Annotated in this window: 10 protein-coding genes and 1 pseudogene; 4 read left to right on the top strand and 7 right to left on the bottom strand. The window is 69.7% G+C overall.

From position 1 onward, the window contains the following. The first annotated feature begins 233 nt into the window (after positions 1 to 233). The 3 genes from ACFWDI_RS28060 to ACFWDI_RS28050 all read left to right on the top strand — a co-directional run bounded on the left by ACFWDI_RS28060 (position 234) and on the right by ACFWDI_RS28050 (position 5,734). Complete coding sequence (locus ACFWDI_RS28060; protein WP_385307902.1) at positions 234 to 1,658, top strand: M1 family metallopeptidase; 1,425 nt, start codon at positions 234 to 236, stop codon at positions 1,656 to 1,658. A 301-nt stretch (positions 1,659 to 1,959) separates the two neighbouring features. Continuing rightward, positions 1,960 to 3,801 carry an APC family permease gene (locus ACFWDI_RS28055; RefSeq protein WP_385307900.1) on the top strand — a complete coding sequence of 614 codons (1,842 nt, stop codon included), beginning with the start codon at positions 1,960 to 1,962 and terminating at the stop codon, positions 3,799 to 3,801. A gap of 133 nt (positions 3,802 to 3,934) precedes the next feature. Then, positions 3,935 to 5,734 (top strand): hypothetical protein, encoded by a 1,800-nt coding sequence (locus ACFWDI_RS28050; RefSeq protein ID WP_385307898.1) that lies wholly within the window; start codon positions 3,935 to 3,937, stop codon positions 5,732 to 5,734. A 303-nt stretch (positions 5,735 to 6,037) separates the two neighbouring features. On the opposite strand, the gene ACFWDI_RS28045 is transcribed toward ACFWDI_RS28050, so the two are convergent. From ACFWDI_RS28045 to ACFWDI_RS28020, 6 genes and pseudogenes are all read right to left on the bottom strand, one after another. After that, a complete protein-coding gene (locus tag ACFWDI_RS28045) occupies positions 6,038 to 7,297 on the bottom strand; it encodes a VWA-like domain-containing protein (RefSeq protein ID WP_385307896.1) in 1,260 nt (419 codons plus the stop codon). Then, complete coding sequence (locus tag ACFWDI_RS28040; RefSeq protein WP_385307894.1) at positions 7,294 to 8,556, bottom strand: AAA family ATPase; 1,263 nt, start codon at positions 8,554 to 8,556, stop codon at positions 7,294 to 7,296. The genes ACFWDI_RS28045 and ACFWDI_RS28040 overlap by 4 nt, the downstream gene beginning before the upstream one ends. 60 nt (positions 8,557 to 8,616) lie before the next feature. Next, positions 8,617 to 10,017, bottom strand: a complete 1,401-nt coding sequence (locus tag ACFWDI_RS28035; protein ID WP_385307892.1) for a hypothetical protein — start codon at positions 10,015 to 10,017, stop codon at positions 8,617 to 8,619. Positions 10,018 to 10,093: 76 nt separating this feature from the next. Continuing rightward, positions 10,094 to 10,426 (bottom strand): transposase, encoded by a 333-nt coding sequence (locus ACFWDI_RS28030; protein WP_385307890.1) that lies wholly within the window; start codon positions 10,424 to 10,426, stop codon positions 10,094 to 10,096. A 197-nt stretch (positions 10,427 to 10,623) separates the two neighbouring features. Next, a pseudogene (locus ACFWDI_RS28025) lies at positions 10,624 to 10,770 on the bottom strand (IS5/IS1182 family transposase); the annotation flags it as partial. 63 nt (positions 10,771 to 10,833) lie between these two features. Continuing rightward, positions 10,834 to 11,949 carry a PP2C family protein-serine/threonine phosphatase gene (locus tag ACFWDI_RS28020; protein ID WP_385307888.1) on the bottom strand — a complete coding sequence of 372 codons (1,116 nt, stop codon included), beginning with the start codon at positions 11,947 to 11,949 and terminating at the stop codon, positions 10,834 to 10,836. An 811-nt stretch (positions 11,950 to 12,760) separates the two neighbouring features. Between ACFWDI_RS28020 and ACFWDI_RS28015 the strand changes: the two genes are divergently transcribed. Beyond that, on the top strand, positions 12,761 to 13,141 hold the full coding sequence (locus ACFWDI_RS28015; protein ID WP_385307886.1) for a hypothetical protein: 381 nt from the start codon (positions 12,761 to 12,763) through the stop codon (positions 13,139 to 13,141). A gap of 261 nt (positions 13,142 to 13,402) precedes the next feature. Here the strand turns inward: ACFWDI_RS28015 and ACFWDI_RS28010 are convergent, their stop codons facing one another. Continuing rightward, entirely contained in the window at positions 13,403 to 13,795 is a 393-nt protein-coding gene (locus ACFWDI_RS28010; RefSeq protein WP_385307883.1) for a nuclear transport factor 2 family protein, read from the bottom strand. Between the last annotated feature and the right edge of the window lie 38 nt (positions 13,796 to 13,833).

Here is a 13,833-nt window from a genome sequence, read left to right as displayed (position 1 = left end):
CCTCGTAGCGGACGGCGGGCTTGTTGTATCTCGTGGCCACGGCCCGGTGGCGCTTGACGGGTTGATTCCGCACTCAGCTTCTGCGACTTTGCCCCCACGGTTCTCTGGAGTGAGGTCAAGGTCAATGAGAAGCGACGCCTGTGATCACACGGGCGTCGCGTTCCCTTGTGCGATAGCGTCGAACTGTTTCCCGCCTTGAACAGCCACCCCACATCTGGTGACAAGGAGACTGAGTGTCCCGCGCACTGCGGCAGTTGGCTCTGCCGGCCGCCGCCGTTCTGCTGGCCTGCTCGGCCTGTACTGACTCAACGCCGACAGACAAGCCCACCTCCCACACCACTGCCTCACCGGGCGCGGCCGGCGTCGGCGACACGCTCTTTCCCCGGCTGGGCAACGGTGGATACGACATTGCCCACTACTCCCTCACTCTCACCTATCAGCCCGACGAGAACATGCTGAAGGCCACAGCAGTGATCACTGCGCGGGCCACCCAGTCGCTGAGCTCCTTCAACCTGGATCTGCACGGCCTCTCCGTGCGCAAGGCCACGGTCAACAAGCATGCGGCACAGACCGTGCGCCGCGGTGACGAGCTGATAGTGACGCCATCAGGCACAGTCGGCCGAGGCCAGAACTTCACCACCGTGATCGTCTACGACGGTGTGCCGGAAACCATTGAGGACTCGAAAGGGGCGACGGAAGGCTGGATGGAGACCGACGACGGTGCGGTGGGGCTGGGAGAACCCACAGGATCCATGGCCTGGTTCCCCGGCAACCATCACCCCTCCGACAAAGCCGGCTACGACATCACCATCACTGTCCCCGCGACACTGAAGGCCATCTCCAACGGCACGCTGAAACACCACACAGCGAAAGGAGGATGGGCGACATATGCGTGGAGCAGCCCCGAGCCCATGCCCAGCTATGCCGCAACCGTCGCGGTCGGCGACTTCGACATCAGCGAGACCGAGAGCGGTGGCCTGCCCGTGTACGTGGCGACAGACCCAGACGAAAAAGACAAGGCACAGCGCATACCTTCGCTGGTGAGCGAAGCGACCGCCTGGGCGGCCACGCGATTCGGCTTCTACCCGTTCGCATCCACCGGTGCCATCGTCGACCACTTCCCCGAGCTGGGCTACGACGCCCTCGAAACACAGACCAGGCCCTACTTCCACCAGGCCCCGGACGACAAGCTGGTCATCCACGAGATTGCTCACCAGTGGTTCGGCAACTCGGTGACGCCCCGCTCGTGGAAGGACATGTGGCTCAACGAAGGCTTCGCCACCTACGCAGAATGGCTGTGGGAAGAAGAACAGGATGGCAACACAGCCCAGGAGACCTTCGACGCCTTCTACAACGGCACTCACCCGGAGAGCGAAGGCATCTGGGACTTTCCCCCGGCAGCTCCGCCCGCTCCGGAACAGGTGTCCGACCCGCCGGTCTACGGCCGAGGAGCCATGACCCTGCATCAACTCCGCAAAGCAGTAGGCGACAAGACCTTCTTCTCCATACTGCGAACGTGGACTGAGGAGCACCGGCATGGAGGCGCCCAGTCGGCGGACTTTATCGACCTGTGCCGCAAAAAGTCCGGGCTGGCCCTCGATGCTCTGTTCAACGATTGGCTCTACAAGCCAGGAAAGCCGTCCCGGGCACGCCCTTGAACTGATCGTTTCCCGCGGTGAATCCGACCACCCGCGTCGGTGAGTGCTCTGTTCAACGGGCGGGCGGTCCGGTCCCTGTTCGCCGTCCCCTGCAGCCGACGCCAAGGGGCGTCGGCGGCCTGCGCTCGGTTCATTGATGAACCGCTGACGTGTGTCGGTCATCTGTGACGTCGTCCTGACGGGGCGCGTCATGAATTCGTGAAGATGCGGCCACCACGCGACAAGAAGGCGCCAGCGCCAAGCAAGGCCGGCCGGATACGGGTCCACCCTGAGCGGACCTGGAACAAAGGAGCTCACCCGCATGTCCGCCATGACCACCGAGGCCAGCACCGCGCCCAGCGCTGAGGAGCCCCCGGATACCGGGGCCCGTCACAAGCTGACCGCTGTCACCGGCCTCGCCGCGCTCTCCCTCGACGCGATGGCTTCGGTCGCGTACGGGCCCGAGGCGATCGTGCTGGTCCTGGCCGCCGCCGGCGGCTACGGGCTGGGCTTCACGCTCACCGTCACACTCGCCATCGCGGGACTGCTTGCGGTGCTCGTTGCCTCGTACCGGCAGGTGATCGCGGCCTTCCCGGACGGGGGTGGGAGCTACGCGGTGGCCAAGGCGCATCTGGGAGCCCGTACGAGCCTGGTCGCCGCCGCGTCCCTGGTCCTGGACTACGTGCTCAATGTGGCTGTCGCCGTCACTGCGGGCGTCGCCGCGCTGACGTCGGCCTTCCCGGAGCTGTACGACGACCGGCTATGGCTGTGCCTCGGCGTGCTGGTCCTGATCACAGCAGTGAATCTGCGCGGGATCGTGGACTCGGCGCGTGCGTTCATCGTGCCGACGGTTGTCTTCATCGGCTCGATCCTCGTGCTCATCGCCGTCGGCCTGTTCCGCGACGCCCCCCTCTCCACCGAGGCGGCCGTCGGTCACGCCTCCGTTCTGGCCGACAATGCCACCACCGTCGGCGCACTGCTTCTGCTGAAGGCCTTCGCCTCGGGCTGCTCGGCGCTGACCGGCGTCGAGGCCATAGCCAACGCCGTACCCTCGTTCCGCGCTCCGGCCGCCCGCCGCGCCCAGCACGCGGAGGTCGCGCTCGGCGCCCTGCTCGGCGTGATGCTGATCGGCCTGTCCGTGCTGATCTCCCGCTTCGGGCTGCAGCCGGTCGAGGGCGTGACCGTACTCGCGCAGCTCGCCGACGCGTCTGTCGGCCACAACTGGGCTTTCTACGTCATCCAGTTCGCGACCATGACGCTGCTCGCGCTCTCCGCCAACACCTCCTTCGGCGGTCTGCCGGTGCTGCTGAAGCTGCTCGCCCGCGACAACTACCTGCCGCACGTCTTCGGGCTGAAGGCCGACCGGCAGGTCCACCGACACGGAGTGCTCACCCTCGCCGGTGTCTCCGCTGCGCTGTTGGTCTTCTCCGGTGGCGACACCAACACCCTCGTGCCGCTGTTCGCGATCGGCGTCTTCGTCGGCTTCACCATCGCGCAGACCGGCATGGTGCTGCACTGGCGGCAGGAGCGCGGCCCGAAGTGGGCGGGCAAGGTACTGCTCAACGGACTGGGCGCGGTGCTCACCGGAGTGAGTGCGGTCGTCGTCGCCGCCACCAAGTTCCACGATGGCGCCTGGCTGATCGTGGTCGCCCTGCCCCTGCTGGTCGCCGTATTCGAGTGCATCCATCGTGCGTACGGGAAGATCGGCGAACGCCTCGGCGTCGGCCGCATCCCCGAACCGCCGCACTGCGACCACTCGTTGGTCATTGTTCCGGTCTCCTCTCTGACCCGTCTCACCAGCGAGGCCCTGACAGCGGCGGTGTCCCTGGGCGACGAGGTCCGGGCGGTCACGGTCTGCCACCCGGACGCGGAGGACCGCGCCCAGACAGAGGCGCTGGAGCGCGACTGGGCGCTGTGGAACCCGGGCGTGGAGCTGGTGCGCGTGTCGTCGGACCGCCGCACGCTGGGCCCCCCGGTCGCCGTGTACGTACGGGAGTTGGCGGCAGCCGAGCCCGGCGCCCGGGTCACCGTGCTGATCCCGGAGGTCGAGCCCGCGCATCTGTGGCAGCGGGTTCTGCAGAACCAGCGTGGTGCGGTCGTGGCGCATGCGGTGCGTCGTGACACGGACGCGGTGATCTGCCGACTCCGCTTCCGGCTGGGCTGAGCTGCTTGTCAGGCAGCCCGCCGCGCCCGGGGTGCGGCCGTCTGTCCGGCTGCGTGGTGGCCGAGGCGGCGGGGCGAAGCGGGCCGTGGGCCGGCGCGACCCGTTGTCGGTGCCGTCCGTCATGATCGGACGCATGAACGAGATCGACACGGCCGCCACCCGGACCCCCCGCACGTGGAGCGGATTCGCCGCATCCGCCGCCCTGCAGGGTCTCGTCGGGGCCTCGGGCTGCTGGAACGACGACTCCTTCGCCGACATCAGGCGCATCGGCCGTTACATCGAAGGCAGTTGGGCACCCGAGCCGGGCGAACGGGAGGTCCGTCCGCCCGCGGCGGGCAGCTGGACGGAACTCATAGGGCGCACGGGCGCACTCGCGCTGCGCGCGGCCGCCCCCGCGACCCGGCCGGAGCGCCGCGAGGTGCTGCTCGACTTCCTGGAGATGTGGGCGCGGACGCCGTTCGCCGACCCGGCCTACCGTTTCCGCCTGGGCCGGCTCGCCGGAACGACCTCGTTCACCGTCCGCGACCACCAGGGCGCCTCCTTCGGCCTGCACCTGCCGGCCGCGCGCGAGACTCGCTACTTCGAGGCCGTGCTCCCAGGTGGCGAGGCCGCCCCGCGTCCCGAGGAACCGCTCTACGTCGTGGACTGCCACCGCGGGTGGGGCACTCCGGCGCAGCTCCTGCGCCTGGTGGAGCTCGTCCGGGAGCGCGGCCCGGTCGCCTGGGACGTGGACGCGGCCCTCGCCCTGAGCGAGGCGACCGGCCTGAGCCGCCCCGCTGCGGCCCTCGTTCTGGCGGGCAACCCCGGTGCGGGCGGCTACTACACGCCCTTCCTCGACGAGCACGAGCGCGCCGCGTTCGGCTTCAAGGCCGGCGAACTCGAATCGGCGCGCGCCGAGTTGTCGATGCTGCACGACGACGAGCGGCTCGCCCTGCTCGCCGACGTGATGCCCGCGGACCCCGTGGACCTGTGGGGGCCGGGCGGCCTCGCCCGCGTCGCGGAGCGCACCGCCGCGGCCTGGGCGGATCAGCACGGCGCCCGTCCGCACGCGCCGTGGAGCACCTGGCAGGCCGCGGTCGCCCTGGAGACCCGGATGCCGGCGACCCACCTGTGCCACCTGTTCCTCGACCCCGCGAACGCCACCCTGCCGCCGGGCTTCTACCTGCGGGCCTGGCCCTGCCCGTCCGAGCACCGCCACCTGCGCACCGCGTGGGACGTCATGGGCGACTACGACGCCGAGACCGTCGCGGACGCCGTCTTCGCCGGCCTGCCGTGGGCGTACGCGGACCTCCCCGCCGGGGACCCCCTACGCACCGGGGCGCCGGAGGCCGTCCACCACCTGCGCAAGGTGCTGGCCGGCCGCGACTCACCGGCCCGGGTCCTCCGCTCGGGCGTGATCCGCGGCAACCGGGGGAGCCGGCGCTGGGACTGGCTGGCGGACGGCACCTGCGATCGCGTCATAGCCCGCATGACCGCCGACGACCTGCCTCCGGGCCGCTACGAGTCCGACCCGCGCGCCTGCGCCCCCGACCTGGTCGCCGACGTCGCCGCCACCCTCGACCTGCCCGAGGACGCCGCCGCCCTCTACCTCCAGCTCCTGCTGCTCCCCGTGCCGTCGGACCGCAACGTGCGGCGCTGGAACGCCTGGACAGCGGCCCGCCACAAGGCGGCCGCGGCGGCTCTGGTGGCGCGCGGCCTGGTGGTGGAGGACCGCCGGGCCCGCGCGGGACGCACGCTCTTCCTGCCCGGCCCGTGGGCGCACGCCAAGAAGCCGCTGCCGCCGATGGAGTCCTGGAAAGCGCCCCTGATCGGCGCGCAGCTGAGCGCCGACGGGAGCGAGGTGAGGGCCTTCGAGCTGCTCCCGGGCACGCTCCCCGAGCTGTTCACCGAGGCCTGGCGGCTGGTCCGCAGGGGGGAGGGGCCGACGGCCTGACCGGTGGCGGTCTGGGAGAGCGACTCCAGGCGGCCCGGAGTGCGGCCCGCGCCGCACTCCGGGCCGGCCGCGCGGGCGATCTCCCCTCGACCGCCCCCATGGTGCACGCCCCGTTCCCGCCTTTTGCCCGGATGGACTCGAACACCCACGAGATGTGCAGGAGGCCCCTGTTCTCATGGCCGGCCAGCCAGAAGATCACCCGACCGGGAAGCCATACTCGATCCCACGCTCACCCTGATCGAGAGAGCAACGACTTGTCAGTGACGCATCGGAAGAGAGGCGTCCGGGCCTTTCTGAGGGGGCTCACTGAGCAGTGGGAGCCGACCCGATGTCAACTACTCGTGCCCACGCGGGCGGCGAGTCCGGCTCGTAATCGGGATCGTCCTCGTCCCACGACCGGACTGCATGCTGCCGAGGGAACAGACCCACCACCGTCCGGCACGGTGGTCGTGTGCCCGGCCAGGGCGTCTGGCCGTCGGTCAGGACCACGATGACATCGGGGCGGGGCTGCGCTCGGAGCGCCTTGGCGAAGCCCGTGCGCAGATCCGTACCCCCGCCGCCCACCAGCGGTATTCCCTCGGCACGGCACAGCGGGTGTACGACCCGGGCCGCCGCGTCGCACGACAGCACGGTGATCAGGTCGCGACGGCCGCCCACGGCACGGGAGATCGCGGCAACCTCGAGGAGCGCGCTGCCCAGTTCGGTGTCACTGACCGAGCCGGATGTGTCTATGACCACGGAGACCCGAGGCGGCCTGCGCCGCAGGCTCGGCAGAACAGCGCCGGGCACCCCGGCCGAGCGCCGCGACGGCCGGCCGTAGGTGTAGTCCTCGCCTGCGCCGGGGCCGGAGGCTGCCGAGCGGACCGCCGCGCCCAGCAACGCCCGCCACGGCTGCGGCGGGTGGAACGCCTCCTCCGCCCACCGCTGCCACCCCTTCGGGGTGTTCCCCGGACGGGCGGTGATGCCCTGCGCCACCCGGAACCGGACCGCGTCCCGCTCCTGCTCGCTGAGGCCGTGCGCGCCGTCCGGTCCCAGCTCCCACTCCCGTTCCAGTCCGCCGGCGCCGCTGCCGCAGTCCAGCCAGGCCATGCTCTGCGTACGCGGCCCGAGCCGGAACTGGCGCAGATAGTCCTCCATGAGCTCCCCCTCGGGCAGCCCCAAGGACACCGGTTCGACAGCACCTTCGGGCCGGACCAGCCCGTCGCCGAACACGTCGTCGTTGATCTCGCAGTCCGCGGCGATGTTCATCCGCAGCCGTTCCCCCGGGCCGCTCAGCCCGTGCTCCCGCGCGACCCGGTCACTGCGCCCGTGGTGGTCGCGCAGCAGGTGCGACACCTCGTGCACCCATACCCCGGCCAGTTCCTCCTCCGGCGTGCGGTCCACGAACGCCGGTGAGACGTAGCACCGCCAGTGCCGGTCGACGGCCATCGTCGGTACCAGCCGCGACTCGACGGTGTGCAGGGCGAACAGGGCCGTAGCCAAGTAGGGCCGGACCCGGACGGCGTGCAGTCGGGCGGCGAAGAGCTTGTCGAGGTCCAGTGTCCCCGGTGCGACCGGGATCATCGGCCGGCCTTCGCGGCGACCGCGGCCCGGGCTGCCGCGTGGTCTGCTCGCCGGGACAGGGAAACCACTCCGGCGAGCCGCTCGATCGATGCAGGAACGTCCCAGTCCTCCCGGCGCAGTGTGGCGAGGGTGGTCGCGGGGACGACCACCAGGTCGGGGGCGCCGGTCTCCAACGCCCGGACCAGGAGCGCCCACGCTGCGTCCCAGCGGGACTTCTCCGGGCGCTTGCGGACCGCGTCCACGACACCGTCGAGCACGGCTTGGCGCAGATCCCCCCGCTCGGGCAGGGCGGCACTCGCCGGGTCGGCGAGAAGTACCTCGGGGTCCGGGAGGTCCATCCGGTCCAGGCCGGCCAGCAGCTCCAGTCCCGGACCGTCCCCCACGGTGCCCCTGACCAGGAGGGCAAGTACTTCCCGGGAGGAGTCGGCCGCGGTCGCGAAGGCGATCAGGCACAGGGCCATCTCCCAGCTTCGGGGTGACGGCCAGGGTCCGCCCCGGCGCGTTTCATTGCTGGGCAGTTGGTGCACGAGTTTGGGGCGGGCGGTGAGGAGCCCGCACACCGCGCGCCGCGCGAAGTCCACGGCCTCCGGCAACTTCTCCGGGGCGAGCCGTGGCAGTGTTGCCCGGGGCCACGTCCCACCGAGGCCGCGTACGACGACCTCGTGATCGTGGGTCCACTGAAGATGAACGAACCGGTTGGCCAGCGGCGGGCTCAGCTCCCAGCCGTCGGCCGCCGAGGATCGCGGATTGGCGGCAGCCACGATCCTGACACCGGGCGGCAGTTGCAGGGCGCCGATCCGCCGCTCCAGTACGAGCCGGAGCAGGGCGGCTTGAACGGCCGGTGGTGCGGTGGACAGCTCGTCCAGGAACAGCAGCCCTCGGCCGGCCCGTACCAGGCGCACTGCCCAGTCGGGCGGGGCCATCGGGACACCCTGTTCCGCGGGATCGTCTCCGACGATGGGCAGGCCCGAGAAGTCGGACGGCTCGTGAACACTGGCGATCACTGTGGTCAGCGGAAGGCCCAGGGCCGCGGCAAGCTGTGTAAGGGCCGCGGTCTTGCCGATCCCCGGCTCACCCCACAGGAGCACGGGCAGGTCGGCGGCCACGGCCAGAGTCAGGGCCTCCAGTTGTGTGTCGGGGCGCGGTTCGGTGGTTGCGTCGCGCAGCAGGGTCAGCAATTCGCCGGCGACGTCGAGCTGGGAGGCGTGGGCTGGGTCGGAGACGGTGCCGGTAGCAGCGAACGGGAAGCATGTGGGCATGTGTGATCACCTATGGGTTCGTGGTGAGCCGAGTGGGTGCAGAGGGACGGAGGTCCCCGGTCAGCGAGAGGTCGCGTGGCGCGGGTGCGAGCGTTGGTCACGGGGACGGTGACGATCCGGGCGGATGCGGCCAGGTCCGGGACCGATCAGACCTGACCTGTACAGCCCGTATGTGATCCGCCGTAGCGCGGCAGTCTCCAGTTCGTCCCGCAGAGCGCCGGTGCGCAGCAGTGCGTCGGGGCCCAGCAGGCCCTCGACGACGGCCAGCGCACCGGCTGTGTCGCCATGGTCCAGGCGTTCGCGGACGCCGGTGAGGCAGTCCGGATGACGGTGCGCCTCGTCGATTGCCTGTAGGCAGGGGAGCGGAGTACCGGTCAGCGCGGCGAGCAGTTCCTCCCGCCGGATCTCGGCCGGGTCGTGGTCCAGCGGGGCCAGTACCCCGTTGACCAGGCCGATCCGGTGCTGAGCTCCCCGGCACTCCACGAGGCGCGGTTGTCCTGCCCGGTCCGGAGTCCGGGGCGGGCAGGCCGGCGAATGATCCGGTACCAGTGCCGAGGCGACAAGCGGGTGCAGCCGATCGGCTTCGATCGAACCGGTGCGGATCAGTTCCAGGTCGGGCAGCACCCAGGTTGCGGCGTCGGGCAGGACGGGCAGCGCGGAGGCGCTGCCATCTGTGGACGCCGCCGCGATCCGCAATGCGGGCGCTGCGCCGTCCCTGTCCGCGACCAGGTCCAAGACCAGCCGATGCCGGGCCCGGAACCGCACGGTGACGGTACCGGTGGACCGCCCTTCGGCGCGGAGCAGAATCCCCGTCTCGGCCGCCCACCGGTCAACGGCGCAGCGGTGCCCGTGCGGCACCGTCCCCAGCAGCTCCGGGTCCAGCACAGGGCGGCCTTCGGCGGGCCGCCGATCGGCCCCGGACCGGATCCGCAGCTCATCGGTCCTGCGCGCGTCCCACAGGTGGCGGTGCAGGTCGAGGCGGAACCGCTGGTTGGGACGGGGGTGCGGATGAGGGGAGGCGCCGGCCTCGTGGTCGGATCCGTCCCACAGTGCGAGACCGATCCGCTGTCCGGCATCCGCCCAAGCCGGCGGAGTCCGGGCCACGAGATGCATCGGGCTTGCGCCGTCACGCCCCGCGGCGTCGTGCCGAGCCAGAGAGATGGTCAGACCTGGGCGCAGCAGCCCGTTAGGAGCGATCCTCGGCATATGCCAACGCAACAGGTCGGGCGCCAGATGGCGGAGATCGGCCCGGACTTGGGCTGCGAGTTCCTGGCCGTGGGTGCGCGCCACGGACCGCAGATTGAGATCGACATCGACGCCTGCGGCGGCGCAGGCCCCTGCCCAGTCCCCGGCACAACGGCGGGCGGTCGCAGTCTCGATCATGGACGGCGGCACGGCGAACTCTCGCACGCGCAGCCAGAAGGAAAGGCGGGAATCCCCATTCGCGATCTGAGTGAGCATCAGCACTCACCTTGCGCGGACGGGACCCCCAATCTGCTCACAGAATGAGTCATCATCGCGGTGATCATATCGCTCCTTACCTCGATCTGCCAGGTGCCCCCGGTCGGAGCGAAATCCGGGCCCAGATAGCGGACGCGGAGCGCACGGACTGCGAGTCGGTCATCACGGCGGCTGTCGGCTCCGCTGATTGGTCCTCAACCCGTCGCACCCTGACGCACAGCCGGTCGTGGAACTCCGCCCGTAGGCCATGGCGCAACCAGCGGCGGAAGAAGTCGCAGACCCGGTCCCATGTGGGGAAATCGGCAGGCAGGGCATGCCACTTCACGCCGTTGTCCACGTGGTCGCGGATGGCGTCGAGCGTCTGGCGGCGGCAGTGGCCCTCCGGCTGCGGCCCCGGCCCTCCAGCCATGCGGGGGCCGGAAGCAGCGGCCGGACGACCGCCCACTCGGCGTCCATCAGGTCCGACGGGTAGCGTCGCGTACGCTCGCCACGGTCGGCCGCGTCCCCGTATACGTGGGCGAAGCAACCGCAAGGCCGAGCAGCGGAGTTGGACTCCGCCCAACAGAAACACGGAAGACGTCGACTCTACGAGATCGCGCGGATAGGTCAGGGGCATCGGCTGGGTCGGGTGTCCCAGCGGTGGCTGGTCCAGGCTTGGGCCAGTAGTCGGCGGACGATGATGATCGCGTTGGTGAGCACGATGCACGCCTCGATGACACGCGCCCTGCGCTCGGTGCAGATGGCAAGTTTCTCGACATGAGGTCAGGTCATTTCGCTGGCTCGACGCGGATGCGGCGGACGCGGCGGCGGGCCGAGTCATAGGCGCACGATGACCAATGCGGTGTCGTCGGTGACGCCGTCGGGCGGGAGCAGGTCGGCCAGCAGTGCGTCGGCGAGGGTTTCGGGGTCGGCCGCCTGATGGCGGGCCAGGGAGCCGGCGAGCCGCGCAAGGCCGGTGTCGATGTCTTCGCGACGGCGTTCGATCAGGCCGTCGGTGTACAGCACGAGGACGGCGCCCTCGGTGAATGGCGCAGCGGCCTGGACCCGGGGGCCGTGTTCGATGCGGGCGCCGAGTGGGGGGTCGGTGGCCTGGTCCAGAAACTCGACGGTGCCGTCCACCTGCAGGAGGGCCGGTGGGGGGTGGCCGGCGCTGCTGTAGGTGATGGTGTGGGTGCCCCAGTCGATGAACGTCTTGGCCACTGTGGTGTTCTCAGCGCCCTCGACGGAGCGGGCGTACAGCCCGAGGACTTCCAGAGCCCGGGCAGGACCGTCGACGGCACGGGAGGCGGCGCTGAGCGCGCTGCGCAGTTGTCCCATGACGCCGGCAGCGGACAGGCCGTGACCGACAACGTCGCCGACGGCGACCGCGATGCGGTCGCCGGGCAGGTCCACCAGGTCGTACCAGTCGCCGCACACGTTCAGCGTGCCGATGGCGGGCCGGTAGCGTACAGCCGCCCGGTGGCGCCCGACCGGGCGGGGGCGGGGCAGCATCGCTTCTTGCAGGCTCAGCGCGACTTCGCGGGCGCGGATGAGTTCGGTGACCTCCTCCACTCGGTGCAGCAGCAGCGCCACCCGCCCGTCCGAACCGATGACGGGGACGTTGATGAGGCTCCAGTACCGCTCGTCCCATACCCCAGGCTGGTCGGGGTCTTCCACGTCGACGCGCTCCAGCGCGATGGTGTCGCGCTCGCCGGTGTTTGCAGCCCGGCTCAGTGACGCCTCAAGGTTGCGCAGGACGGCCGCGGTGGGGTCGTTCGGGTTGTCGGGGACGTCGTCGGGCAGGTAGCGGCCGACCACCTGCTCGCGGGTGAGGCCGCGCATGCGCAAGAACCCGTCGTTGGCGTCCGTGTAAAGGAGTTGCGGGGTCAGTAGCGCCACCGCCCCCGGAAGGGCTTGGAACACCGCTGTGTAGTCGATCTCCGGTTCCGTCACGTCATTCCCGCCTCGACGCCGCCGCTCGTGTGTCTTTTCACGATAGGAGCGTGGAGCCAGGGCACCGGTGTTCCTCATGCCGTGGAGCCGGGCAGGTCACCCGGGCGGCCCTCGGCGGCTCGCAGGGGGGCTGAGGCCGTTGGTCGAAGCAGCCGGGTGGCAGCGAGGTCCTGATCTGCACCCGCAGAGTCGTCCAGGCTGACCAGGCAGCACGCCGCGCAGCGCCCACCCGGCCAAGGCGTGTATCGAATGTGCTGTTTACAGACACTCGTTGATGGCTGCGACGAGGATCGTCGCCCCTTGGCCTGGGCCTGCAGCTCGGTGAAAATCTGCTTCCAGGTATCCGTCCCGCTGCCATCGGCGGAATAGGTCGCACACCCGGCCCCGGAGCCGTCAACCGTCCGTACAGCCTGTGCGCCTTCGGCGCGGCACTCCTGAACGTTGGGGACGACCGGGCTGCGACGCCCTGAAGATGCGCCGGGCCCTTGGTGACCGGGCCCGCCTCGTCACGGTGGGACAGGGCGGCAACGGCGTATATCTGGGCAGCGGCAACGCGTCGGTGACCGGAAGGCCATCGAGTTCCTGTGGCATCCGGCACTGGATCGAGGAGAGCTACAAGCAGGTCAACAGAGATGGCGCAGCGGGCCGCAGCTGCCCACCGGCTCTTACTCCGGTGCGACATGGTGGTCCATGTGTTGAAGTTGACTCCACATGCACCCGTGATCCCGCGGTGGCCACCATTAATTAGCCTCGGCAGAATCGCCGTTACCGAATAGGGGCCGGTTCTCCGGCCGAAGGAGCCGACACATCCATGGAAGCCCAAGAGTCCACCGACATCTGGTTCCGGAGCCATCTGTCACTCGAAGAACTCGCGGCAGCGCTCGACGCGCGGGTTCACATCACCGACGTGGAGAACTACTGGGCGTGGGTCGAGGCCGACCTCGCGGGCATCGACATCAACATCTCACGCACCCACACCACGGCCCCCGGGAAGACCGATACCCGCATCTTCCGTAGCGGATATCCCTCATCAGCGTTTCCCGAGCGCACACTCCGCCACCTCGTCGCCCAGCTTCAGCACGTCGGTATAGACCCGATCTACCTGGGCAAGTGGAAATATCTGAACGGCAACGAGTTCGACCGCGTGGTCCATGAGGAGGCTACGGCTCAGGCGCCCAAGCTCGGGCAGTGATGCCTCCCGCCGCCGACACGAGCTCAGAAGATGCAACTGCACGAGCCAGTTCAGTCGCCCGCCTTGACCAGGACTTCTGCATGCTTGTCGGTTCATACTTGCCGGCCAGGGCGGATCCGACGCCGTCACGGGTCGGCAACACCCTGCCTATCAGGGGCGATGCCGGGCATCGAAAGGGGCTGGGAACGGGTGATTCGCCGCCCGAGGCGTCTCTGTCACCCGTGGGCCACATGCCTCAAGTCGGTGATCGAGTGCCGGGTACTAGCGTGCACTGCCGATGTTGCGATCGGCGTCGGAACCCTGGAGCATCAAGGTGGTCTCCTCGATGCGACTGAATCGGCCGTCGGGTGCAAGCTCGGCGAACACGTAAACCTCCATGCTCACCGTTGAGTCGTCCTCCTTCGTGATGTGCACGGTGTGCCGGTCGGCGTACTTGCTGCCGTCATACAGCTCGTCGTGAACCTCGACGTGGCCGCCGGCGACAATGGTGCGCACGTGGGTGATGTGCTCGACGAACCCGGCTCGGTCGTCCCACGTCCCGTCGGTGCGCTGGCGGTACTCCGGGGTGAAGTGGCGGTCGGCAGCCTCCTGCACGGTGAGGTCGCTGCTGAAGATCAGATCGGTGAGGGCGGCCTTTATACCGGTACGGATCACGGGACTTCCCTTTCGAGGACGAGAACGAAGAATGCGTG

This window comes from Streptomyces sp. NPDC060064 (assembly GCF_042736455.1).
Lineage (GTDB): Bacteria > Actinomycetota > Actinomycetes > Streptomycetales > Streptomycetaceae > Streptomyces.
This window is presented reverse-complemented; position numbering and strand designations above follow the sequence as displayed.

Excerpts from the sequence above, each read along its gene's own strand:
- ACFWDI_RS28055 (WP_385307900.1), top strand. The coding sequence starts at position 1,960 with ATGTCCGCCATGACCACCGAGGCCAGCACCGCGCCCAGCGCTGAGGAG.
- ACFWDI_RS28050 (WP_385307898.1), top strand. The coding sequence starts at position 3,935 with ATGAACGAGATCGACACGGCCGCCACCCGGACCCCCCGCACGTGGAGC.
- ACFWDI_RS28045 (WP_385307896.1), bottom strand. The coding sequence starts at position 7,297 with ATGATCCCGGTCGCACCGGGGACACTGGACCTCGACAAGCTCTTCGCC.
- ACFWDI_RS28040 (WP_385307894.1), bottom strand. The coding sequence starts at position 8,556 with ATGCCCACATGCTTCCCGTTCGCTGCTACCGGCACCGTCTCCGACCCA.
- ACFWDI_RS28035 (WP_385307892.1), bottom strand. The coding sequence starts at position 10,017 with ATGCTCACTCAGATCGCGAATGGGGATTCCCGCCTTTCCTTCTGGCTG.
- ACFWDI_RS28030 (WP_385307890.1), bottom strand. The coding sequence starts at position 10,426 with ATGGCTGGAGGGCCGGGGCCGCAGCCGGAGGGCCACTGCCGCCGCCAG.
- ACFWDI_RS28015 (WP_385307886.1), top strand. The coding sequence starts at position 12,761 with ATGGAAGCCCAAGAGTCCACCGACATCTGGTTCCGGAGCCATCTGTCA.